19 protein-coding genes are annotated in these 23,024 nt (G+C 67.3%); 13 read left to right on the top strand and 6 right to left on the bottom strand.

The features are described 5' to 3' along the window. Positions 1-141 precede the first annotated feature (141 nt). Genes sufC through AC1RTO_RS03040 form a run of 4 tightly spaced genes read right to left on the bottom strand, consistent with a single transcriptional unit; the run spans position 142 to position 3,140 of the window. Positions 142-888: a Fe-S cluster assembly ATPase SufC gene (gene sufC / locus AC1RTO_RS03055; protein WP_493159454.1), complete on the bottom strand. Its 747-nt coding sequence runs from the start codon at positions 886-888 to the stop codon at positions 142-144. After that, positions 875-1,189, bottom strand: a complete 315-nt coding sequence (locus AC1RTO_RS03050) for a hypothetical protein (protein WP_493159453.1) — start codon at positions 1,187-1,189, stop codon at positions 875-877. The genes sufC and AC1RTO_RS03050 overlap by 14 nt, the downstream gene beginning before the upstream one ends. Continuing rightward, the gene (gene sufB, locus AC1RTO_RS03045) at positions 1,186-2,670 is read right to left on the bottom strand and encodes a Fe-S cluster assembly protein SufB (RefSeq protein WP_493159452.1); all 1,485 of its coding nucleotides are present in this window, start codon (positions 2,668-2,670) and stop codon (positions 1,186-1,188) included. Before sufB ends, AC1RTO_RS03050 begins: the two co-directional genes overlap by 4 nt. 2 nt (positions 2,671-2,672) lie before the next feature. Continuing rightward, positions 2,673-3,140: an SUF system Fe-S cluster assembly regulator gene (locus AC1RTO_RS03040; RefSeq protein ID WP_493159451.1), complete on the bottom strand. Its 468-nt coding sequence runs from the start codon at positions 3,138-3,140 to the stop codon at positions 2,673-2,675. A 248-nt stretch (positions 3,141-3,388) separates the two neighbouring features. Between AC1RTO_RS03040 and AC1RTO_RS03035 the strand changes: the two genes are divergently transcribed. The 3 genes from AC1RTO_RS03035 to AC1RTO_RS03025 are packed head-to-tail and all read left to right on the top strand — an operon-like array spanning position 3,389 to position 8,044. Continuing rightward, positions 3,389-4,414, top strand: coding sequence for a quinone-dependent dihydroorotate dehydrogenase (locus AC1RTO_RS03035; protein WP_493159450.1), 1,026 nt, complete (start codon positions 3,389-3,391; stop codon positions 4,412-4,414). A 40-nt stretch (positions 4,415-4,454) separates the two neighbouring features. Then, positions 4,455-6,188 carry a gamma-glutamyltransferase gene (gene ggt / locus AC1RTO_RS03030; RefSeq protein WP_493159449.1) on the top strand — a complete coding sequence of 578 codons (1,734 nt, stop codon included), beginning with the start codon at positions 4,455-4,457 and terminating at the stop codon, positions 6,186-6,188. Between the two features lie 44 nt (positions 6,189-6,232). Next, positions 6,233-8,044, top strand: coding sequence for an AMP-dependent synthetase/ligase (locus tag AC1RTO_RS03025; RefSeq protein ID WP_493159448.1), 1,812 nt, complete (start codon positions 6,233-6,235; stop codon positions 8,042-8,044). Between the two features lie 3 nt (positions 8,045-8,047). Here AC1RTO_RS03025 and AC1RTO_RS03020 read toward each other — a convergent pair whose 3' ends face one another. Further along, the gene (locus AC1RTO_RS03020) at positions 8,048-8,389 is read right to left on the bottom strand and encodes an ArsC family reductase (RefSeq protein ID WP_493159447.1); all 342 of its coding nucleotides are present in this window, start codon (positions 8,387-8,389) and stop codon (positions 8,048-8,050) included. A gap of 320 nt (positions 8,390-8,709) precedes the next feature. On the opposite strand from AC1RTO_RS03020, the gene AC1RTO_RS03015 reads away from it, so the two are divergent. The 9 genes from AC1RTO_RS03015 (at position 8,710) to otsA (ending at position 18,484) form a co-directional block, all read left to right on the top strand. Continuing rightward, positions 8,710-10,770 (top strand): NAD(+) synthase, encoded by a 2,061-nt coding sequence (locus AC1RTO_RS03015; protein WP_493159446.1) that lies wholly within the window; start codon positions 8,710-8,712, stop codon positions 10,768-10,770. Between the two features lie 128 nt (positions 10,771-10,898). Next, on the top strand, positions 10,899-11,672 hold the full coding sequence (locus AC1RTO_RS03010) for a CDP-alcohol phosphatidyltransferase family protein (protein WP_493159445.1): 774 nt from the start codon (positions 10,899-10,901) through the stop codon (positions 11,670-11,672). Continuing rightward, the gene (locus AC1RTO_RS03005; RefSeq protein WP_493159444.1) at positions 11,669-12,760 is read left to right on the top strand and encodes an inositol-3-phosphate synthase; all 1,092 of its coding nucleotides are present in this window, start codon (positions 11,669-11,671) and stop codon (positions 12,758-12,760) included. The genes AC1RTO_RS03010 and AC1RTO_RS03005 overlap by 4 nt, the downstream gene beginning before the upstream one ends. Continuing rightward, positions 12,760-13,464: a phosphocholine cytidylyltransferase family protein gene (locus tag AC1RTO_RS03000; RefSeq protein ID WP_493159443.1), complete on the top strand. Its 705-nt coding sequence runs from the start codon at positions 12,760-12,762 to the stop codon at positions 13,462-13,464. The genes AC1RTO_RS03005 and AC1RTO_RS03000 overlap by 1 nt, the downstream gene beginning before the upstream one ends. 9 nt (positions 13,465-13,473) lie before the next feature. Continuing rightward, complete coding sequence (locus AC1RTO_RS02995; protein WP_493159442.1) at positions 13,474-14,010, top strand: pseudouridine synthase; 537 nt, start codon at positions 13,474-13,476, stop codon at positions 14,008-14,010. 159 nt (positions 14,011-14,169) lie between these two features. Further along, a complete protein-coding gene (locus AC1RTO_RS02990) occupies positions 14,170-14,442 on the top strand; it encodes a hypothetical protein (protein WP_493159441.1) in 273 nt (90 codons plus the stop codon). A 78-nt stretch (positions 14,443-14,520) separates the two neighbouring features. Then, on the top strand, positions 14,521-15,267 hold the full coding sequence (gene otsB / locus AC1RTO_RS02985; RefSeq protein ID WP_493159440.1) for a trehalose-phosphatase: 747 nt from the start codon (positions 14,521-14,523) through the stop codon (positions 15,265-15,267). After that, the gene (locus tag AC1RTO_RS02980; RefSeq protein ID WP_493159439.1) at positions 15,264-17,075 is read left to right on the top strand and encodes a glycoside hydrolase family 15 protein; all 1,812 of its coding nucleotides are present in this window, start codon (positions 15,264-15,266) and stop codon (positions 17,073-17,075) included. The genes otsB and AC1RTO_RS02980 overlap by 4 nt, the downstream gene beginning before the upstream one ends. After that, the gene (gene otsA, locus AC1RTO_RS02975; protein WP_493160316.1) at positions 17,072-18,484 is read left to right on the top strand and encodes an alpha,alpha-trehalose-phosphate synthase (UDP-forming); all 1,413 of its coding nucleotides are present in this window, start codon (positions 17,072-17,074) and stop codon (positions 18,482-18,484) included. The genes AC1RTO_RS02980 and otsA overlap by 4 nt, the downstream gene beginning before the upstream one ends. On the opposite strand, the gene AC1RTO_RS02970 is transcribed toward otsA, so the two are convergent. After that, positions 18,417-19,526: a mechanosensitive ion channel family protein gene (locus AC1RTO_RS02970; RefSeq protein ID WP_493160315.1), complete on the bottom strand. Its 1,110-nt coding sequence runs from the start codon at positions 19,524-19,526 to the stop codon at positions 18,417-18,419. The genes otsA and AC1RTO_RS02970 overlap by 68 nt on opposite strands. Positions 19,527-19,953: 427 nt before the next feature. Here AC1RTO_RS02970 and AC1RTO_RS02965 point away from each other — a divergent pair, with 427 nt between their 5' ends. Further along, positions 19,954-23,007 carry a TonB-dependent receptor domain-containing protein gene (locus AC1RTO_RS02965; RefSeq protein ID WP_493159438.1) on the top strand — a complete coding sequence of 1,018 codons (3,054 nt, stop codon included), beginning with the start codon at positions 19,954-19,956 and terminating at the stop codon, positions 23,005-23,007. Positions 23,008-23,024 lie beyond the last annotated feature (17 nt).

Below are 23,024 nucleotides of genomic sequence, written 5' to 3'. Positions count from 1 at the left end.
CGCGGAGAAGAAGGGGAGTTTCGATGCCTGCGGCGCGCGGCTTGACCGCGCACGTCAGCGCGTTGAACATCGGCGTGATGATGCGCGGGAGCAGCGTCTGCGCGAGGCCCTCTCCGCACCTTCGCGTCTTCGCGTGAACCATCACGCCGCCACCACCCCCGCATAGCCCTCGCGCTCCAGCTCGTGCGCCAGCTCTGCACCGCCCGAGCGGACGATGCGGCCGTCGGCGAGGACGTGGACGAAGTCGGGCTGCACGTAATCGAGCAGCCGCTGGTAATGGGTGATGAGCAGCACTGCCTTGTCGGGCGCGCGCATGATGCGGTTGATGCCGTCGCCGACGATGCGCAGCGCGTCGATGTCGAGGCCGCTGTCCGTCTCGTCGAGGATCGCGAACTTGGGGTTTACGACGCCCATCTGCACCATCTCGTTGCGCTTCTTCTCGCCGCCGGAAAAGCCGACGTTGACCGGGCGCTTGAGCATCTCGGCATCCATGTCGAGCTTACGCGCTTCCTCGCGGGCGAGCTTGAGGAATTCGGCGCCGGACAGCGGCTTTTCGTCGCGGGTGCCGCGCTGGGCGTTGAGCGCCTCGCGCAGGAACTGGACGTTGCTGACGCCGGGAATCTCGACCGGATACTGGAAGCCGAGGAACACGCCCGCCGCGGCGCGCTCGTTGGAGGCGAGTTCGAGCAGGTCCTGGCCGTCGAAGGTGATCGATCCTTCGGTTACCTCGTAACCGGGACGGCCGCCGAGAACATAGCCGAGCGTCGACTTGCCCGCGCCGTTCGGGCCCATAATGGCGTGGATCTCGCCCGCGTTGACGGTGAGGCTGAGGCCCTTGAGGATCGGCTTGCCGTCGATCTCGGCGTGGAGGTTTTCAATCTTGAGCATTGCGGCTTTCTTCCTTGGCACGATCGCGAGCCACGGCTGCGAAGACGCCTTCATTAATGCAGTTCAGCAATCCGGTGTGGGCGACGGAACGTTCGCCGACACAGATGCGCGCAGCCGAGCAGGCCGCTTCATCGATAAATCGATCGCCGCTCGACACCCGCGCCCGACAGCCGCGCAAGTGCCCGGCGTCGGAATTCAGGTCCAGTTGCAGCTTGCGAAGCCGTCTGCCGACGACGCTGATCTCATCGGCGGGCGGAGCCTGTGCCACTGCCAACAACGCCACGGCGATCGGCCCAATCACCCGACCGAGCCTTCGAGGCTGATCCCCAGCAACTTCTGCGCCTCGACCGCGAACTCCATCGGCAGCTGTTGCAGAACCTCGCGAGCGAAGCCGTTGACGATCAGGGCAACCGCCGCTTCCTGGTCGAGGCCGCGGCTCATCGCGTAGAAGAGCTGGTCCTCGCTAATCTTCGACGTGGTCGCCTCGTGCTCGATCTGCGCCGAGGGGTTCTTCACCTCGATATATGGCACGGTGTGCGCGCCGCACTGGTCGCCCAAAAGCAGGCTGTCGCATTGCGTGAAGTTGCGAACGTTCTCGGCCGTAGGACCGACGCGTACCAGACCGCGGTAGGTGTTGTCGCTGCGACCGGCGCTGATCCCCTTCGACACGATCGTCGAGCGCGATCCCTTTCCGAGGTGGATCATCTTGGTGCCGGTATCCGCTTGCTGGCGGTTGTTGGTGACCGCCACCGAATAGAATTCACCGACGCTGTTCTCGCCCGCCAGCACGCAGCTGGGGTATTTCCAGGTGATCGCGCTGCCGGTTTCGACCTGCGTCCACGACACCTTGCTGTTCCGGCCCTGACACAGCGCGCGCTTGGTGACGAAATTGTAGATGCCGCCGACACCGTTCTCGTCGCCCGGATACCAGTTCTGAACGGTCGAATATTTGATCTCGGCATCGTCCAGCGCGACCAGCTCAACCACCGCGGCGTGGAGCTGGTTCTCATCGCGCATCGGTGCGGTGCAGCCTTCGAGGTAGGAGACGTAGCTCCCCTTGTCGGCGACGATCAGCGTACGTTCGAACTGGCCGGTGTTTTCCGCGTTGATACGGAAATAGGTCGACAGCTCCATCGGGCAGCGCACGCCCTCCGGGATGTAGACGAAGGTGCCGTCCGAGAAGACCGCCGAGTTGAGCGTCGCGAAATAATTGTCGCGCTGCGGCACGACCTTGCCCAGCCACTTGCGGACGAGGTCGGGATATTCCTTGATCGCCTCGCTGATCGAACGGAAGATGACGCCGGCGGCTTCCAGCTCCTTGCGGAAGGTGGTGGCGACCGAGACGCTGTCGAACACGGCGTCCACCGCGACGCGGCGCCTGGGACTGCCCTCCGCATCGAGGTCCTCGACGCCGGCCAGCATCTTCTGCTCGGCGATCGGGATGCCGAGCTTTTCGTAGACGCGCAGGATCTCGGGATCGACCTCGTCGAGCGAACCGAGCTTGGGCTTAGCCTTGGGCTCGGCGTAATAATAGGCGTCCTGATAGTCGATCGGGGGCACGTTGAGCTTGGCCCAGTCCGGCGGCGCCATCGTCTGCCACAGGCGGAACGCTTTCAGACGCCAGTCGAGCATCCATTCCGGCTCGCCCTTCTTGGCGCTGATGTAGCGGACGGTGTCCTCGTTCAGGCCCTTGGGCGCGAAATCCTGTTCGATATCGGACGAAAAGCCCCATTCGTAGGTCTTGGAGACGGCCGCATAGGCCTCTGCGTTCTTGGTCGCCATGGTTACACCTGTTCGCCGAGAAGGGCGGGAATGGGGCTGGACACGATATCGTGGGTCGGAGCGGGCGCGCGGGAGAGGCGGGCGAGCGACACGCCGGCGAGCGCGCCGCGGACCGCTTCGTTGACCACGCCCCAATGCGGGCGGACCTGACAATTGCCCTCGATCGCGCAATCGTGGCGGCTGCCCTCGACGCAGGAGGTCATCTGGATCGGTCCTTCGACCGCCTCGATGATGTCGGCAAGGCTGATCGCCGCCGCGGGCCGCGCGAGGCGGAAGCCGCCGCCGGTGCCGCGCGCGCTCTCGATCAGCCCGGCCGCCGACAGCCGGCTGACCAGCTTCTGCGCGGTCGGCAGCGGCACCCCGGTTTCCTCGGCGAGCAGGGTCGCGTTGAGTCGTGCCGCACCGCCGCAATGGCGCGCGGCGGCGGACATCATCACGACCGCATAATCGGCTAGGCTGCTGAGACGCATCGGCTCCGGGTCTGTTGTTGCGAGCAATTCGCAAATCGGATCAATTCGATCCGATTGCCAGATAAGCCTTTGTGCGCTGCGGTCAAGGTGGGGGAGCGATCGGGGTGGCAGGAGACCATCGATAGTCTGCCTGCCGTCATCCCCGCGCAGGCGGGCATGACGACGAGGTGTTACGAAAGGGGGGGGTGAACAGAGCGAAACGACGCCGCGCTTTGACCTTCGTCGACCGCGATGCGATGGGCGCCCGCATGTCCTACGCCCTACGCCCGTTGCTTTTCGCCCTCGATGCCGAGCGCGCCCATGCCCTCACGCTGCGGGCGCTGGCGGTCCGGGCGGCACTCCCCTACCCCGCCGCGAAGGCCAACCCGCGTCTCGCCACCCGGATCGGCGCGCTCGCCTTCGCCAATCCGCTCGGCGTCGCAGCCGGCCTCGACAAGGACGGCGTCGCGATCGAGGGCCTGTTCGGGCTCGGCTTCGGCGCGGTCGAGATGGGGACGCTGACGCCGGTGCCGCAGGCGGGCAATCCGAAGCCGCGGCTGTTCCGGCTGGTCGCCGATCGCGCGGTCATCAACCGGATGGGGTTCAACAACGGCGGGCTCGAAGCGGGGCTGGCGCGGGCGCGGGTCGCGGCGCGCGGCAGCGGGCGGCTCGGGATCAACGTCGGCGCCAACAAGGACGCCGCGGACCGCGTCGCCGATTATGTCGCGGGCGTCACCGCCGCCGCGCCGATCGCCGATTACGTCACGATCAACATCTCCTCGCCCAACACGCCCGGCCTGCGCGACCTGCAGCATGGCGCGGCGCTGGACGACCTGCTCGCCGCCTGCACCGCGGCGCGGGGGAACACGCCGCTGTTCCTCAAAATCGCGCCCGATCTCGACGCCGCGGCGATCGACGGCATCGTCCGCGCCGCGATCGGCAACCGGATCGACGCGCTCATCATGGGCAACACCACCATCTCCCGCCCCGCCCTGCGCGCGCCGGAGGCCGGCGAGACCGGCGGCCTGTCGGGCGCTCCGCTCGCCATGCTCGCGCGCCAGCGGTTGGCGGACGTGCGCAGCGCCGGCGGCGGCGGCATCGCGCTGATCGCCGCGGGCGGGATCGACAGCGGCGCGGAGGCGTACGCGCGAATCCGGGCGGGTGCGAGCCTCGTCCAGCTCTATTCGGCGCTGGTGTTCGAGGGGCCGGGCCTGCCCCGCCGCATCCTGCGCGACCTCGGCACGCGGCTCGCGCGCGACGGCTTTGCGAATGTTGCCGAAGCCGTAGCGGCATAATCGGTTGCCCTAGCCGGGCCAGCCGTTAGGCTTTGCCGCAATGAAGACCCTGTCGATCGCCCTCGTCATCGCGACGCTGCCGCTCACCGCCTGTGCCGCGCAGACGGCCCGCACCATGCCCGGCAAAGCCCCAGGCATGGTCAGCGCCGCCGATCCGCGCGCATCAGCGGCGGGCGTCGAGATCCTGAAGGCGGGCGGCAGCGCGACCGATGCGGCGATCGCGACGATGCTGGCGCTCAACGTCGTCGAACCGCAGAGTTCGGGCATCGGCGGCGGCAGCTTCTGGGTCAGCCATGCGACGACGACGGGCAAGGTGACGACGATCGACGCGCGCGAGGCCGCTCCCGCCGCGGCCGACACGCGCTGGTTCTACACGCCCGACGGCACGCCGATGGACCATATGCAGGCGGTTCCCGGCGGGCGCAGCGTCGGCGTGCCGGGCGCGCTGCGCGGCATGGCACTGGCCCATCGCCAGTCGGGCCGATTGCCCTGGGCCAGGCTGTTCGAACCGGCGATCCGGCTGGCGCGCGACGGGTTTCAGGCGACGCCGCGGTTCCGCAACTCGGTCTCCTCCTATGGCAGGCACCTGTCGCCCGAGGCGCAGGCGACGTTCACCATCCCCGCCGACGGCATCGTCCGCAATCCCGCGCAGGCGGCGCTGCTGCGGCGGATCGCGGCGCAGGGCCCCGACAGCTTCTACGTCGGCCCGCAGGCGCAGACGCTGGTCGCGACGGTCAACGGCGCCGCGCGCAACCCGTCGAAGATGACGACCGGCGACCTCGCCAGCTACGATGCCAAGCCGCGCGACCCGCTGTGCGTGCCCTACCGCAGCTACCGCATCTGCGGCATGGGGCCGCCGTCGTCGGGCGGGGTCACGGTGATGATGATCCTGAAGCAGCTCGAACGCTTCGACATGGCCGGGCTCGGCAAGGATTCGCCCGTCGCCTGGCATCTGTTCGCCGAATCCTCGCGCCTCGCCTATGCCGATCGCAACCTGTACGTCGGCGATCCCGATTACGTCCGCGTGCCGGTCGCGGGCATGCTCGACCCCGCCTATCTGGCATCGCGCTCCGCCCTGATCTCGCCCGCCGTGACGATGGCGCGCGTCGCTGCGGGCACACCGCCCGGCGCGCCGGCGCGGACGCCGGCACCGGTGAGCGAGGTCGCCGGCACCACCGACCTCGCCGTCGCCGATCGGGACGGCAATGTCGTCGAGGTGACGACGACGGTCGAGGGGCCGTTCGGGTCGGGGCTGGTGATGAACGGCATCGTCCTCAACAACGAACTCACCGATTTCGACACCGTGCCGGTCGATGCGGGCTATCTGGTCGCCAACCGGGTCGAGGGCGGCAAGCGGCCGCGCAGCTCGATGGCGCCGACGATCGTCTACGATGCCGCCGGCAAGGTCCGGCTGGCGGTCGGCGCGGCGGGCGGGTCGACGATCATCGCACAGATCGCCAAGGCGCTGGTCGGCGTGCTCGACTGGAACCTGTCGGCGCAGGAGGCGATCGCGCTCGGCCTCGTCTATGCGCCGGGCCCGGGCGCGACGCTGGAAACCGGATCGTCCGCCGTCGCGTTGCAGGCGGGGCTGGCCGCACTCGGCGAGCGGGTGCAGGTCGCGCCGATGGGGCTGAAGGCCAATGCGATCGAATGGCGCCGCGGCCGCTGGGTCGGCGCCGCCGATCCGCGCAGCGAAGGCGTCGCGATCGGCGAGGACGGCAGCGTCAGCGACGTATCGCGGATGGCGCCGGTCACCAATCGCCCTTCGGAATGAACGACGACGGCGGGCCATGAGCCCGCCGCGGCAGGAGAGACATGATGACCGGCCCCAAGGCGTCCCGCCCCCGCAGCCTCGAACATTTCCCCAATCTCGTCACGATGTTCTTCACGCGCGCCCGCGAAAAAGGCGACGCGCCGTTCCTCTGGGCCAAGACCAACGGCGCCTGGGTCTCGACCTGCTGGGCGGAGGCGGCGCGACAGGTCGCCAGCCTCGCTGCCGGGCTCAGGGCGATCGGCATCAAGCCGGGCGACCGGGTGATGCTGGTCAGCGAAAACCGCCCCGAATGGTGCATCAGCGACCTCGCGATCATGGCGGCGGGCGCGATCACGGTGCCGACCTACATCACCAATACCGAGCGCGACCATGCGCATATCATCGCCGATTCGGGTGCCTGCGCGGTCATCGTCTCGACCGACAAGCTGGCGCGGACGCTGTTGCAAGCGGTGCTGCGCTCCAACCGCGGCCAGCCGGTGATCGGCATCGACACGATCCGCGCGCCGTCCGCCGGCATCGACTTCCACAACTGGCACGCGCTGATCGCGGATCACCCGACCGACCCGGCGGTGACCGCGGCGGCGGCGACGTTCGAGCGCGGCGACCTCGCCTGCATCATCTACACCAGCGGCACCGGCGGCGCGCCGCGAGGCGTCATGCAACACCACGGCGCGATCCTGCACAACGTCAAGGGCTGCGCGGCCGTGATCTCGGAGGATTTCGGCTGGGACGACGAGGTGTTCCTGTCGTTCCTCCCCCTATCCCACGCCTATGAGCACACCGGCGGCCAGCATTTCCCAATCGGGCTCGGCGGCCAGATCTATTACGCCGAGGGTCTCGACAAGCTCGCGTCGAATATCGAGGAGGTGCGTCCGACGATCATGTTCGTGGTGCCGCGCCTGTTCGAGGTGCTACGCACGCGGATCAGCAAGGCGATCGAGAAACAAGGCGGGATGTCGTCCTATCTGCTCGCCAGGGCGCTCGACGTCGGCGCGAAGGCGAACGGTGGCACGCTGCGGCTGACCGACCGTCCGGCGCAATTGCTGGTGGCAACGCTGTTCAAGCCGAAGATCGCGAAGAAATTCGGCGGGCGGATGAAGGCGATGGTGTCGGGCGGCGCGCCGCTGACGCCGGAGGTCGGACTGTTCTTCCAGTCGCTCGGCGTCACCTTCCTCCAGGGCTATGGCCAGACCGAGGCGGCGCCGGTGATCTCGTGCAACCGGCCGAAGGCGGGCATCCGCATGGATTCGGTCGGCCCCGCGCTCGACGATACCGAGGTGGTGATCGCCCCCGACGGCGAGATCCTCGTCCGCGGTGAACTGGTGATGCACGGATACTGGCGCAACGAGGCGGAGACGGCGCGCGTGCTCAAGAACGGCTGGCTGCACACCGGCGACATCGGTGAGATCGACGACGCCGGCCGGATCACGATCACCGACCGCAAGAAGGACCTCATCATCAACGACAAGGGCGAGAATGTCGCGCCCCAGAAGGTCGAGGGGATGCTGACGCTGCAGCCCGAGATCGTGCAGGCGATGATCGCCGGCGACAGGCGGCCGTATATGGTGGCGCTGCTGGTCCCCGACCCCGACTGGACGCAGGAATGGTGCGCCGCGAACGGCACATCGTGCAAGTTCGAACGACTGGCGGAGAACAGCGCCTATCGCACCGTGATCGGGCAGGCGGTGGAGCGGGTGAACAAGGATCTGTCGGTCACCGAGCGCATCCGCCGCTTCGTGCTGGCGGACGAACCCTTCGCAATCGAGAATGAACAGCTGACCCCCAGCCTCAAGATCCGCCGCCATGTCATCCGCGGCGTCTATGGCGAGCGGCTGGACGCGCTCTACAAGGCGTGACCGTCAGCGCAGCACCGTCCAGGCATCGGGCTTGAACCCGACCAGCAGCGTCCCGCCCTGTTCGACCACCGGTCGCTTGATCATCGACGGCTGCGCAAGCATCAGTGCTATCGCCCGGTCCGCATCCAGCCCGGCCTTGTCCGCGTCGGGCAGCTTGCGGAACGTCGTCCCCGCCCGGTTGAGCAACGTTTCCCACCCCAGCCGGTCGACCCAGCCCCTGAGCCGGTCGGGATCGACGCCGGCGGTCTTGTAATCGTGGAAATCATAGGCGACGCCCGCCGCATCCAGCCATGCGCGCGCCTTCTTCACGGTGTCGCAGTTCCTGATCCCGTACAGCGTCGTCATCGCCCAGTTCCCCGTCGCCCACCGCAAGCGTGCGGCGGGCGGTTTAAAGGCGCCATCTGCCGCGCGGTGCATGCCGGGACAAGTGTCGCCTTCTGGAACGGCCCTTCAGTTCCCCGGCGAAGGCCGGGGCCCAGTTGGGCGAATGGTCGCGATGATCCGCAACGGCCTTCCCAACTGGGCCCCGGCCTTCGCCGGGGAACACCCGAATGGGTGATTCGCGCGATCGCACCTCTCTCCTTCCGCCCACGCCGGCGATCGTCTCCCGTGCAAACACGCGCAACGGTGGCACCCGTCGACCAACCGGGCTAGCATCGCAGGCGATGACGCACGCCTTTTATTCGATCCACCGCCACCAGATGGTCCGCGTCGCCGCAGCGACCCCGCTCGCCACCGTCGGCGACGTTGCCGCGAACATCGCCGCGACCGTCGCCATGGCGGAGCAGGCCGATGCGCGCGGGATCGACCTCGTCGTCTTCCCCGAACTCAACCTGACCTCCTACGCGATCGACGACCTGCACCTGCAATCGGCGCAGCAGCGTGCCAGCGAAGCCGCCCTGCTCGCGGTGGCGGATCGGACCGCCGGCCTCGCCCCCATGCTGCTCGTCGGCGTCGCGCTGGTCCGCAACGGCCGGCTCTACAATTGCGCGGCCGTGCTGTCGCGCGGTCGCATCCTCGGCGTCGTGCCCAAGAGCTTCCTGCCCAACTACCGTGAATATTACGAGAAGCGCTGGTTCGCCCCCGGCCTTGGCCTGCACGGCCTGACGATCCGGCTGGGCGATGCCGACGTGCCCTTCGGTCCCGACCTGATCTTCGCCGCGGACGACCTGCCGGGCTTCGTCGTCCATGCCGAGATCTGCGAGGATTATTGGGCGCCGGTCCCGCCCTCCACCGCCGGCGCGCTGGCGGGGGCGACGGTCTGCTGCAACCTGTCGGCCTCCAACATCGTCATCGGCAAGGGCCGCGAGCGCATGCTGCTCGCCGCGGCGCAATCCGCCCGCGCTGCATGCGCCTATGTCTATGCCGCCGCCGGCCCGGGGGAGAGCACCACCGACGTCGCCTGGGACGGCCAGGGCATGATCCACGAATTGGGCGACCTGCTCGCCGAATCGCACCGCTTCTCCGCCGAACCCGAACTAGTCGCCGCCGAGATCGACCTCGAACGCATCGTGCAGGAGCGGCTGCGCAACGGCACGTTCAACGATTCCGCGACCGCCGCCGGCCATCCCGAGACGCGCTTCCGCCGCATCGGCTTCACCCATGCGCCGGCGTTCGCCGACACCGGCCTTGTACGCGCGATCGCGCGCTTCCCCTTCGTCCCCGACGACCCCGCCCGGCGCGACGAGGATTGCTACGAAGCCTTCAACATCCAGGTCGAGGCGCTGTCCAAACGCCTGTCCGCGACGCAATCTAAGACGTTGGTCATCGGCGTCTCGGGCGGCCTCGATTCGACCCATGCGCTGATCGTCGCGGCCAAGGCGATGGACCGGCTCGGTCGGCCGCGCAGCGACATCCTCGGCTTCACCATGCCCGGCTTCGCCACTGGCGACGCGACCAAGGCCAACGCCTGGGCGCTGATGCGCGCGCTCGGCTGCACCGCGGACGAGATCGACATCCGCCCCGCCGCGCGCCAGATGCTCGCCGACATCGGCCATCCCTATGCGCAGGGCGAGCCGGTCTACGACGTGACGTTCGAGAACGTGCAGGCGGGCCTGCGCACCGATTACCTCTTCCGCCTCGCCAACCAGCGCGGCGGCATCGTGCTCGGCACCGGCGACCTCAGCGAACTGGCGCTCGGCTGGTGCACCTATGGCGTCGGCGACCAGATGAGCCATTATGCGGTCAATAGCGGCGTGCCCAAGACCTTGATCCAGTTCCTGATCCGCTGGTGCATCCGGACCGCGCAATATGACGCGGCGACCGACCGCATCCTGTCGACCATCCTCGCGCAGGAAATCTCGCCCGAACTGGTGCCCGCCGATGCCGAAACCGGCGCGATGCAAAGCACCGAATCGATGATCGGCCCCTACGCCCTCAACGACTTCTTCGCGCATTACGTCATCCGCTACGGACTGGCCCCGTCAAAGGTCGCCTTTCTCGCCTGGCACGCGTGGCGCGATGCGGCGGCGGGCTCATGGCCGGAGGACTTCCCCGAGGCGGCGCGCGTCGCCTACGACCTGCCGACGATCGTCCATTGGCTGGAACGGTTCCTACTGCGCTTCTTCCAGCTCAGCCAGTTCAAGCGCTCGGCGATCCCCAATGGCCCGAAAGTCTCGGGCGGGGGGGCGCTGAGCCCGCGCGGCGACTGGCGGGCACCGTCGGATGGCACCGCAGCGCCATGGCTGGACGAGTTGCGGCGAAACGTTCCCGCGATCGCCCCATAAATATTGCCTTTGCGCCTATAGAGGCGCAATATGAAGGCCTGATGACACCGCCGCCCCGGGATGGCTCACGCGATCGCCGGATCGAGGACCCATCGAATCTCTACCTGATCCACCCCGCGTCTCACGCCTTGCTCCCCTTTGCCCTGCGGCATGGGGTGTCGGCGAATGCGGTGTCGCTGATCGGGCTCGCCTGCGGCACCGTCGCGGCGATCGCCTATGCCAATTGGCAGGTGCCGGCGCTGGCGCTGGTCGGCCTCGTCTTCTCGGTCGCTTGGCTGATCGCCGACGGGCTCGACGGCATGATCGCACGCGCGACCAAGACCGCGAGCGCGCTTGGCCGCACGCTGGACGGACTGTGCGACCATGGCGTCTTCGCGCTGATCTATCTCTCGCTCGCCTGGACCGTCGGCACGGTCGAAGGCTGGGTGCTCGCGCTTACCGCCGCGGCCTGCCATGCCGTCCAGTCGAGCCTGTACGAGGGCGAGCGCGCCCGCTTCCACCGGCGCATCCGCGGCACGCCGCTGGCGGCGGTGCCGACGCCAACCGGGATGGTGCTCGTCCGCCTCTACGACAGCGTCGCCGGCAGCGTCGATCGCATCTCGATGCCGTTCGAGCGCCGGTTCGGCGCGGCCGAGGATCGCACCGCCTTCGCCGCCGCCTATGCCGCCGCCGCCGTGCCGGTGATGCGGCTGCAATCCCTGCTGACCGCCAACGTGCGCGTCTGGGCGATCTGCATCGCCTGCCTCGCGGGCAATCCGCGCATCTTCTGGTGGTTCGAGATCGTCCCGTTGACGCTGGTCACCGCGGTCGGCCTCTACCGTCACCGGCGCATCGAGCGCCGCTTCGTCCACGGCCTCGCGCCGCACTCCATTCTACTTCCAAGCGAACAGGGTCATTCATGAAGAGCATCAACATCGCCATCGTCGGCATCGGCAACTGCGCGAGCTCGCTCGTCCAGGGGCTGGAGCATTATCGCGAAGGCGCCAACGATCTCGTCGGGCTGATGCACTGGGAACTCGGCGGCTATAAGCCGTCGGACATCAAGGTCGTCGCCGCCTGGGACGTCGACGCGCGCAAGGTCGGCAAGGACGTCGCCGAGGCGGTCTTCGCCAAGCCCAATTGCACCGCGGTTTTCGCCGCCAACCTGCCCGCCACCGGCACGATCGTGAAGATGGGCGCAGTGCTCGACGGCGTCGCCGAGCATATGGCCGACTATAAGGACGACCGTACCTTCATCGTCGCCAACGACACCCAGGCATCGAAGGCGGAGATCGTCGCCGAGCTAAAGGCATCGGGCACCGACGTGCTGATGAACTATTTGCCCGTCGGCAGCCAGGAAGCGACCGAATTCTACGCCGAATGCGCGCTGGAAGCCGGCGTCGCCTTCGTCAACAACATCCCCGTCTTCATCGCGTCCAACCCGGTCTGGGCGAAGCGGTTCGAGGACGCCGGCGTGGCGATCATCGGCGACGACATCAAGGCGCAGCTCGGCGCGACGATCGTCCACCGCGTGCTGACCGACCTGTTCGCCAAGCGCGGCGTCAAGCTGGACCGGACCTACCAGCTCAACACCGGCGGCAACACCGACTTCCTCAACATGTCGAACCACCGCCGCCTCGAATCGAAGAAGATCTCGAAGACCGAGGCGGTGCAGTCTGTCGCGGCCGAGCGCATGGACGACGACAACGTCCACATCGGTCCGTCGGATTACGTGCCGTGGCAGAACGACAACAAGGTCTGCTTCCTGCGCATGGAAGGCCAGCTGTTCGGCGGCGTGCCGATGAATCTCGAACTGCGCCTGTCGGTCGAGGATTCGCCCAACAGCGCCGGCGTCGCGATCGACATGATCCGCTGCGCCGCGATCGCCAAGGACCGCGGCATCGCCGGCGTCATCGACCCGGCATCCGCTTATTTCTGCAAGCATCCGCGGCACCAGATGACCGACGACCTCGCCCAGATCGCGGTCGAGGACTTCATCAAGGCCGCCTGATGATCCGCACGGGCCTGCTGCTCGCCGCCGGACAGGGCAGTCGGCTCCGTTCGGTCACGCCGTTCAAGCCGCTCTGCCTCGTCGCAGGGCGCGCCTTGATCGATCATGCGCTCGACGGCATGGCCGCGGCGGGCCTGACACGCGCGATCGTGTCGCTCGGCTATGGTGCCGACGCGATCGCCGCGCATCTGGCGAGCCGGTCGTGGCCGCTGGAGGTGGTGACGGTGATGACCGACTATCTCCAGCCCAACGGCGTGTCGGCGCTCGCCGCGCGGCCGCTGGTCGGGCCGGAGGGCGCGGTACTCGCGATGTGCGACCACCTCGTCCAGCCACGCCACTACCGCCGCCTCGCCAAGGCGGGTGCGGGGGCGGGCCTGCGGCTCGGCATCGACCGCCGGCTCGGCCATGCCTGGATCGATCCGCTCGACGTCACCTGCGTCGCGACCCGCGGCGATGCGATCACCGCCATCGGCAAGGGGCTCGAGCCGCACGACTGCTACGACACCGGCATCTTCGCCGTGTCGCAGGCCTTCTTCGCCGCACTCGCGACGCTCGACAGCCCGTCGCTGACCGAGGGCGTCCGCATCCTCGCCGCCGAGGGCAACGCCCGGATCGTCGATTGCAGCGACCTCGACTGGCTCGACGTCGACGACGCCCCCGCATTCGCCCACGCCGAGGGCTGGATGACGAAACTCGCGGCGTAACTGCGGCGCATGCTCATCCTGTTCAACAAGCCCTACGACGTCCTCAGCCAGTTCACCGACCGCGGCAGCCCGACCACCCGCGCCACGCTGTCGGATCACATCGACGTACCGGGCGTCTATCCGGCCGGGCGCCTCGACCGCGACAGCGAGGGGCTGTTGCTGCTCACCGACGACGGCGGCCTGCAGGCGCGCATCGCGGACCCGAAGTTCAAACTGCCGAAAACCTATTGGGTGCAGGTCGAAGGGCTGCCCGACGAGGCCGCGCTCGACCGCCTGCGACGCGGCGTCACCCTCAACGACGGCCCGACCCGCCCCGCCGGGGCGACCCGCATCGACCCACCGGCCGTCTGGCCCCGAACACCCCCCATCCGCGTCCGCCAGTCCATACCGGACACCTGGCTGCAACTCACCATCACCGAAGGCCGAAACCGCCAGGTCCGCCGCATGACCGCCGCGGTCGGCCACCCGACGCTACGCCTGATCCGCTGGCGCATCGGCGACTGGACGCTGGACGGACTGGAATCGGGAGCTTGGCGGCAGGGCTGACGATCGAGTTTCAGGCGCTCTACGCCAACATCTGGCGCTTGGCGCGGGCACATCACCCCGCCCGCCCGGCAGACAGGGTGTGTTATCCAAATGTCACACATCTCGCATGGAATTCGCCACACCCGCAGCGGCCACGTGCTGCGGACAAGGGAGAATGACATGCGCAACGCCTTTCCTGTCGTCGTCGCCGGTGCCGCCATCCTCGCCGCCGCGACGCCGTCCATCGCGCGCAAGCCGGCCGACGACCGCCCGTACCGCGCCTCCTACGACGCACGGCGCGGCGTCTATTGCATCCGCTTGTTTTCCGACGGTCTGGCAGCAGACCCCCGCCCCGGCGGCCCAGGAACGACCTGCCGGACCCGCGACCGCTGGGTGCAGCAGGGCGTGTTCATCACGCATCGATCGCCGGTCGGATCGATTGCCGCGCCGTGATCGCTGCGGGCACGCCTGCGTCGGCTTCGCACCATAGCCGGCTTGACCCTCCCGGCCCGATCCCCGACACGCCGCTGCGTGACGCACCTTTTCCCGCCCCCGGCCGACCTGCTGCAAAATGCCGCGCTGTTCCTCGATTTTGACGGCACGCTCGTCGAACTGCAGGATCATCCCGACGCCGTCGCGGTGGATGCGCATCTCGCTGCGCTGATCGACCGGCTCAGCGCCGCGCTCGACGGGCGGGTCGCGATCATCTCCGGCCGGCCGGTCGCGGGCATCCGTGCGCTGTTCGGCGATCCGCATTTCGCCATCTCCGGCAGCCATGGTCTGGAGGTCGCCTGGCCCGACGGGCGGCACGACCGTGCGGAACGTCCCGCCGCCCTCGACCGTATAGTCGATCAGATGAAAACCTTCGCAACCGCAACAAACGGCGTGCTGGTCGAGGAAAAGCCGCTCGGGGCCGCGCTCCATTATCGTGCCGCGCCCGCAGCAGAGACGGCGGCGACCGACCTCGCCCGCGGCCTCGCCGCCGATGCAGGCCTTCATTTGCAGACCGGCAAGATGATGATCGAGGTCCGCGTTCCGGGCGCCGACAAGGGCACCGCGCTGCATGCGCTGATGCAGGCACCGGTCTTCGCCGGCCGCACGCCCGTCTTCCTCGGTGACGACGACACCGACGAGCCCGCGATGGTCGCTGCGCGCGACCTCGGCGGCGCCGGCATCCTGATCGGCGCGCCGCGTGCCACCGCCGCCGCCTGGCGCCTCGACGGCGTGCCGCAGACCCTCTCCTGGCTCGCCGCCGCAACCGAAAGCCTTGCCCGATGACCGCCGCGCCGACCAGCACGCCCCCGACCACCAGCGTCGATCTCTGGCCGATCGGCAATTGCCAGGTCAGCGCCCTCATCGATCGCGCCGGCCGCTTCGTCTGGGCCTGCGTGCCCCGCGTCGACGGCGATCCCCTGTTCTCGGCTCTGATCGGCGGCGCCGAGCCCGACAGCGGCTATTGGGGCATCGCGATCGAGAATTCGGTCAGCGTCGAACAGCATTACATCCGCAACACCCCGATCCTGGTCAGCGTCCATACCGACGATGCCGGCAACGCGCTGGAAGTCATCGACTTCTGCCCGCGCCTCGTCCGCTCGGGCCGCACCTATCGCCCGGTCGCCTTCGCCCGCATCGTCCGCCCGCTGCGCGGCAGCCCCCGCGTCACGATGCAGCTGCGCACGACCTGCGGCTGGGGCGGCACCTGCCGCGAACAGATCGGCGGGTCGAACCATCTGCGTATCCTGCTCGATTCGATGCAGCTGCGCCTCACCACCACCGCCCCGATCGGCATGGTGCAGGAAGAGCGCACCTTCCGCCTCGAACGCCCGCTCCACTTCTTCCTTGGCCCGGACGAGAGCTTCAGCGGCGACCTCGCCGAGACGCTCGACGCGATGCTCGCCCAGACCACCACCGAATGGCAGGAATGGGTGCGCGGCCTCGCCATCCCGCTCGAATGGCAGGATGTCGTCATTCGCTCGGCGATCACGCTCAAACTGTGCCAGCATGAGGAAACCGGCGCGATCGTCGCCGCGCTCACCACCTCGATCCCCGAACATGCCGGGTCGGAGCGGAACTGGGACTATCGCTATTGCTGGGTCCGCGATGCCTATTATACCGTGCAGGCGCTCAACCGGCTCGGCGCGCTCGACGTGCTGGAGGGCTATCTCGGCTATCTCCGCAATATCGTCGACAGCGCCGCCGGCGGCCATATCCAGCCGCTCTACGGCGTCCTCGGCGAGGCGACGCTGGAGGAACGCTTCGCCCCCGCCCTGCCCGGCTATCGCGGCATGGGCCCGGTCCGCGTCGGCAACCAGGCCTATGAGCAGATCCAGCACGATGCCTATGGCCAGATCGTGCTGTGCAGCGTCCACGCCTTCTTCGACCAGCGCCTGTTCCGCCAGTCCGGCATCGAGGATTTCCAGCGGCTGGAGCATGTCGGCGAGCGCGCGTGGCAGTTCCACGACCAGCCCGACGCCGGCCTGTGGGAATTGCGCACCCGGCAGAGCGTCCACACCTATTCCAGCGCGATGTGCTGGGCGGCGTGCGACCGGCTCGCCAATGCCGCGCACGTCCTCGACCTGCCCGACCGCCGCGATTTCTGGCAGGCGCGTGCCGACACGATCCGCAAGCATATCGAGGTCAGCGCCTGGCGCCCCGACACCAACCGCATGTCGGCGACCTTCTCAGGCGACGACCTCGACGCCAGCCTGATCCAGCTGCTCGACCTGCGCTTCTTCGAACCCGGCGACCCGCGCTTCATCGGCACGCTGGAGGCGGTGGAAAAGGGCCTGCGCCGCGGCAGCCACATGCTCCGCTACGACACGGAAGACGATTTCGGCCTGCCCGAAACCGCGTTTAACGTCTGCACCTTCTGGCTGATCGAGGCGCTGCACTTCACCGGTCGCGAGGCCGATGCGCGCGCGCTGTTCGACGAGATGCTGGCACGCCGCACCGCAGCGGGCCTTCTTTCCGAAGATATCGACCCGACATCGGGCGAGCTGTGGGGCAATTATCCCCAGACCTATTCGCTGGTCGGCATGATCAACTGCGCCGCCCTGCTGTCCAAACCCTGGAGTTCGATCCGCTGAGCCGTCTCATCATCATATCCAACCGCGTATCCGCCCCGTCGGGCTCCAAATCCGGCGCGCAGGGCGGCCTCGCGGTGGCGCTCGCCTCGGCTCTGCGCGAATACAAGGGCATGTGGTTCGGCTGGTCGGGCGAGCAGACCGACGAATATACCGGCCAGATCACCTTCCAGCGCAACGAAGGCGTCACCACCGCGACGGTCGACCTCGAAGAGCAGGATATCGAGGAATATTACAACGGCTACGCCAACCGGACCTTGTGGCCGCTGTTCCATTACCGCGTCGATCTGGCGGAATATGAACGCGAATTTGCCGGCGGCTACCAGCGCGTCAACGAACGCTTCGCCGACACCGTCCAGCCGCTGATCGAGGAGGACGACGCGGTTTGGATCCAGGATTACCACCTGTTCCCGCTCGGCGAGGAGCTGCGCAAGCGCGGCGCCAACAACCGCCTCGGCTTCTTCCTCCACATCCCCTGGCCGCCGCGCCGCCTGCTCGCGATCCTGCCGGAGGCGCAGGCGCTGGTGCGCAGCCTGTTCGCCTATGACGTCATCGGCTTCCACACCGACGAATGGCTCCAGTCCTTCTGCGACTATGCAACGCACGAACTCGGCGCCCATATGGAGGACGGCGAACTCGTCCTCGACGATCGCCGCGTCAAGGTGATGGCCTGCCCGATCGGCATCGATGCGAAGGAATTCGCCGACCTCGCCACCAGCACGCGCGCGCGCCTCGCGTTCCGCCAGATGCGCGATGCCGCGGTCGGCCGCGACATGATCGTCGGCGTCGACCGGCTCGACTATTCCAAGGGCCTCGAGGAACGCTTCCTCGGCTACGAACGCTTCCTCGTCGAGCATCCGGAAGAGCGCAAGGAGGTCACCCTCCTCCAGATCGCGCCGCCGAGCCGGGCCACCGTCGGCAGCTACCAGAAGATCCGCAGCAATCTCGAGGGGCTTGCCGGCCGGATCAACGGCGCCTATGCTGATATCGACTGGGTGCCGATCCGCTACGTCAACCAAGGCTATCCGCGCGACGTCCTCGCCGGCATCTATCGCGCCGCCAAAATCGGGCTCGTCACCCCCCTGCGCGACGGCATGAACCTCGTCGCGAAGGAATATGTCGCCGCGCAGAACCCGGAGGACCCGGGCGTCCTCATCCTGTCGCGCTTCGCCGGCGCCGCCTGCCAGCTCACCGACGCGGTGCTCATCAATCCCTATTCTGCCGAAGAGATGTCCGACGCGATCATGCTGGCGCTGCGCATGCCGCGCGAGGAACGGATCGAGCGCTGGCAGAAGATGATGGATACCATCCTGCGTGAGGATATCGGCTGGTGGCGCAAGACCTTCACCGAGACGCTGATGGCCAGTCCGCTGGAGATGGAACCGCCGCAGGACCAGACGGCGCACGCATGAACCGCTCCCGGGGCAGCGCTTCGGGCATCTCGGCGCGGATGAAGGCATAGATGGCCTCGCGCACGTCGCATCGCAGGTCGAACGCGGTCGAGGCGTCCTTGGCGGTCATCAGCCCGCGCACCTCCATCGTCCCGTCGGGCTTGGAATCGGTGACCTGCAGGTTGAAGAACCGCTGGTCCCAGCGCGGGTTGGCGCGCACCACCTCTTCCAGCTTCGCCCTGATCCGCGGCACGTCCGCGGCGGGGTCGAGATACCAGAACACCGATCCCAGCAGCGCGCTCGTCTCGCGCGTCCAGTTCTGGAAGCTGTTCTCCAGGAATTTGGACACCGGCACCACCAGGCGCCGGTCGTCCCAGATGCGGACCACGACATAGGTCAGCCGGATGTCCTCGATCCGTCCCCATTCATTGTCGATGATGACGACGTCGTCGATCCGGATCGGTTCGGTAAAGGCCATCTGGATCCCTGCGATCACGTTCTTCAGCGCCGGCTGCGCGGCCGCACCGATCGCGAGGCCCGCGACACCGGCGGACGCGGCCAGTGTGACGCCGATCGTCCGCACCGACGGGATGCTCATCAGCATCATCATCACCGTCAGCATGACCAGAACGAACACCCCGATCCGGTGCAGGATGCTGATCCGCGTCCGCCGCCGCCGCGCGCGCAGATTGTCGGACGCGGTGATATCGAACCGCACCTCGCTGATGTCGCGATAGACGGTCAGCGCCGCGAGCAGCATCCAGCCGAACACGCCGGGCGTCAGCAGCCCGAGCACCCGCTGCCAGATCGTCTCCCAATAGCGCGGCAGGTCCAGCCCGGGCCCCGACGCCGCCAGCGCGACGACCACCACCAGCCAGAACGACGGCCGCCCCAGCCGGTCGATCAGGATATCGTCGGTCTTCGTCGTCGTCCGCCGCGCGAGTCGCCGCAGCCCGGCGAGCAGCACCCGGTGCAGCAGCGCCAGCACCAGCACGAACGCCGCGACTCCGGCGAGCCGCTGCGCCCATCCGGGCAGGTCGATGTCGAGATAGGGGATGTGCATCGCGCTACCACGCTTGAGGGTGGCGAAGGGTCCCGCGTTGCGATCGAACTTTGCTGCAGGCGCGAAAGAAAGCGCATCGGGACCGATCATGTTAGGTCAATATGATTGCCGGATATAAAATGTCGGAACAGCCCCATCGTTTGCAGCAATATGCGGCATACACTGCGAACGGTGATCCACCCTACTGGAAACCTTGCGAAAAGCTGAACGAAGGGCCTCCATTCGCCGCATCTTCGGAAATTTGCTCGTTGTAATGATACTGACCTAATCTCCTCTCCTGTCGCTGTTACACGGACGCAACACCAAGGCGAAATCTGCAACATATCGGATACTTTGCCCTCGTCGGCGCGATTTGGCGAAGCTACCCGCCCTGTGGCTCAGGACAGGTTTGCTGCCCTTCTGAAGCGCTAGTGACAGGACGATGATTATGACCCTCGCGTACCGCCGGCAGCTGCTGGCAACCTCCCTCTTCGTCGGCGCCGCGATGCTCGCGACGCCTGCCGTGGCCCAGGATGCCGGCCAGCCCGGCGCGCCGCAGACGGTTTGTCCCCCGAACACCACGCCCCCGGATTGCACGCCGGCACAGACCACCAACGATCAGGCCGCCGGCCAGTCCGCGACCGGCGTGACGCCGGCCGGCGACGGCGCCACGGCCGTCGGCGCGGATGCCGGTGGGGCCGACATCGTCGTCACCGGTTCGCGCATCGCCTCGCCCGCGGCGGCATCCGCCTCGCCGCTGCAGGTGATCGGTGCCGAGCAGATCCAGCAGCAGGGCGCGATCAACGTGCAGGAAGTGCTGTTGCAGAACCCAGCCTTCGGCACGCCGGGGATCAGCCGCACCAATTCCAGCTTCGCTACGCAGGGCGCCGGCTCAGCGACGGTCAATCTGCGCAACCTCGGCGAGGATCGCACGCTGGTGCTGGTCAACGGCCGGCGGTTCGTGTCCGGCCAGCCGGGCAGCCAGGCGGTCGACCTCAACGTCATTCCGACGCAGTTCATCGAGCGGATCGACACGCTGACCGGCGGTGCCTCGGCCGTCTACGGTTCTGACGCGGTCGCGGGCGTGGTCAACTTCGTCTACAAGACCAAGTTCGACGGCCTCCAGATGGACGGTCAGCTCGGCATCTCCGAGCGGGGCGACGGTTTCGACCGGCAGGTGAACATCCTCGCCGGCAAGAACTTCGCCGACGGTCGCGGCAACATCATGCTGTTCGGTGGCTATTCGAAGGAAGGCACCGTCCTCAAGAAGGACCGTTCGACCGAGGCCGGTTCCAGCGCGATCGATTCGAGCAGCCTGGGTCTGTCGAACGGTCGCGACGAGGATCTGTTCACGCCGCGAACCCTGCTGTCGGGCTTCGCGCCGGGCGGACGCATCTACGCGGGTGACCAGACGTTCAGCTACAACACGGGCTCGCTGGTCAATTGCTCGGGCGCTGATTGCGGCGGGTTCAACCGGTCCGACTTCCGCTACCTCGCTGTCCCGGTCGAGCGCTATGTCGCCGCAGGTCGTGCCAACTTCGAGGTGTCGGACGCCGCCAACCTGTGGCTCGAGGGCAATTACGCCAAGACCAAGGTACAGACGGTCATCGAGCCGTTCCCGCTCAGCTCTGACCTGGTGGCGATCGCATCGGGCGGTCAGGTGCCGATCCAGACCGTCGTCGGTGGTGTGACCTATCGCAACCCCTTCGTCCCGGACGCGATCTTCAACGCCGCGACCGACACCGATGGCGATGGCCTCCGCGATATCTATTTCGATCGTCGCCTCGCCGATTTCGGCAATCGCACGCAATCGGCCAGCCGTGACCTGTTCCGCATCGCCGGCGGCATCAACGGCAGTTTCCTGGAGGATCGCTTCAGCTACGAAGCCTATGGCATCTACGGCGAGACCAAGGAAAAGCAGAACGGCAACGGCCAGTTCAACAGCGCCAATTTCGTGCAGGCGCTGAACTCCTACCGCGATCCCGCCACCGGCCAGATCGTCTGTGCCGATCCGGCGGCGCGTGCGGCCGGCTGCATCCCCGCCAACATCTACGGTGTCGGCACGCTCGCCAACACCGCATCCTATCTGGCCGCACCGACGACGCTGGATACGAAGGTGACACAGACCGTCGCCGGCGCCAACGTCACCGGCAAGCTGTTCTCGCTGTTCGGCGCCGATCCGATCGGGATCAACGTCGGCACCGAATACCGCCGCGAAACCAGCAGCAATGTATTCGATCTGCTGACCCAACAGGGCCTGAACGGCAACAATGCGCTGCCGTCAACCTATGGCAAGTTCGACCTCTGGGAAGGCTTCGGCGAAGCGATCGTACCGATCGTTCAGAACCGGCCGTTTTTCCATTCGCTCAGCCTGCGCGGCGCGGTTCGCGTGTCCGACTATTCGACGGTCGGCACGACGTTCAGCTACAATTACGGTGGCGAATGGGCGCCGATCGAGGACATCCGCTTCCGCGTCATCAAGGCACGGTCGGTGCGCGCGCCTAATATCAACGAACTGTTCCAGGCCCCGCAGCAGGACTTCCCGTCCGGCTTGCAGGACCCGTGCGTCGGCGTCACCGCCACGAGCACCGGCACCGTGTCGACCAACTGCCGCGCGGCACCCGGGGTCAACGCGAACATCGCCGCGAACGGGGCGTTCGTCGCCAACCAGGCCGATCTTCAGGGCATCACCAGCTTCGCCGGCGGCAATCGTAACTTGCAGGAAGAAAAGGGCGATTCGTTCACCGCGGGCGTGGTCATCAACCCTCGCTCGATCCGCGGCCTGCGCAACCTCGTCGTCACGGTCGACTATTTCAACATCCGCATCAAGGATGCGATCGTCTCGACGCCGCTGCAGTTCATCCTGAACCAATGCTACGCCAACTCGATCCAGTCCTATTGCGACCTCGTCACCCGCCGCTCGGCCGTGGTCGGTCCGAACAGCGCTGGCTCGCTGGACGAGGTGAATTCGGGTCCGTCGAACAGCGGCGGTGTGAAGACGTCGGGCATCGACACGACGGTGACGTGGCGCCAGAATCTGGCCGATTGGGGTCTTGGCGGCACGCTCGGACTGCGTGGCTCGTACACGCACCTCATCAGCGGCTATTCGATCCCGCTGCCGGATTCGGATCGCGACTATTTCGCCGGGGAAATCGGCGCGCCGCGTGACAAGTTCACGATCAACGGCTCGTTCGATATCGACGGGGTCGGACTCACGACGACCGGTACATGGATCAGCCAGTCGAGCCTCGACGATCAGCTGACCGGGGCCCGCCCGGGCAGCAACCCGCTGTACCGCGTCCGTCCGCAATTCTACCTCGACTCGCAAATCCGTTTCCGCACTGCCGACAATTTCGAATTCTATGTCGGCGGCGACAATCTGCTGAACAACAAGCCGCCCTACCTCGCCGATATCGGCGCGTCGGCAGGGCAAGATACCGATGCCGGCACATATGATGCGCTCGGCCGTCGCTATTATGCAGGCGTTCGCATCGGCCTCTGATCCGATCCGCATACTGC

The sequence above is a fragment of the Sphingomonas sp. GW821-FHT10F09 genome (assembly GCF_058809195.1).
This window is presented reverse-complemented; position numbering and strand designations above follow the sequence as displayed.

Bases quoted from the DNA above. Each gene is read 5' to 3' on its own strand.
- sufC (WP_493159454.1), bottom strand. From the start codon at position 888: ATGCTCAAGATTGAAAACCTCCACGCCGAGATCGACGGCAAGCCGATC.
- sufB (WP_493159452.1), bottom strand. From the start codon at position 2,670: ATGGCGACCAAGAACGCAGAGGCCTATGCGGCCGTCTCCAAGACCTAC.
- AC1RTO_RS03040 (WP_493159451.1), bottom strand. From the start codon at position 3,140: ATGCGTCTCAGCAGCCTAGCCGATTATGCGGTCGTGATGATGTCCGCC.
- AC1RTO_RS03035 (WP_493159450.1), top strand. From the start codon at position 3,389: ATGTCCTACGCCCTACGCCCGTTGCTTTTCGCCCTCGATGCCGAGCGC.
- ggt (WP_493159449.1), top strand. From the start codon at position 4,455: ATGAAGACCCTGTCGATCGCCCTCGTCATCGCGACGCTGCCGCTCACC.
- AC1RTO_RS03025 (WP_493159448.1), top strand. From the start codon at position 6,233: ATGACCGGCCCCAAGGCGTCCCGCCCCCGCAGCCTCGAACATTTCCCC.
- AC1RTO_RS03020 (WP_493159447.1), bottom strand. From the start codon at position 8,389: ATGACGACGCTGTACGGGATCAGGAACTGCGACACCGTGAAGAAGGCG.
- AC1RTO_RS03015 (WP_493159446.1), top strand. From the start codon at position 8,710: ATGACGCACGCCTTTTATTCGATCCACCGCCACCAGATGGTCCGCGTC.
- AC1RTO_RS03005 (WP_493159444.1), top strand. From the start codon at position 11,669: ATGAAGAGCATCAACATCGCCATCGTCGGCATCGGCAACTGCGCGAGC.
- AC1RTO_RS03000 (WP_493159443.1), top strand. From the start codon at position 12,760: ATGATCCGCACGGGCCTGCTGCTCGCCGCCGGACAGGGCAGTCGGCTC.
- AC1RTO_RS02995 (WP_493159442.1), top strand. From the start codon at position 13,474: ATGCTCATCCTGTTCAACAAGCCCTACGACGTCCTCAGCCAGTTCACC.
- AC1RTO_RS02990 (WP_493159441.1), top strand. From the start codon at position 14,170: ATGCGCAACGCCTTTCCTGTCGTCGTCGCCGGTGCCGCCATCCTCGCC.
- AC1RTO_RS02980 (WP_493159439.1), top strand. From the start codon at position 15,264: ATGACCGCCGCGCCGACCAGCACGCCCCCGACCACCAGCGTCGATCTC.
- AC1RTO_RS02970 (WP_493160315.1), bottom strand. From the start codon at position 19,526: ATGCACATCCCCTATCTCGACATCGACCTGCCCGGATGGGCGCAGCGG.
- AC1RTO_RS02965 (WP_493159438.1), top strand. From the start codon at position 19,954: ATGACCCTCGCGTACCGCCGGCAGCTGCTGGCAACCTCCCTCTTCGTC.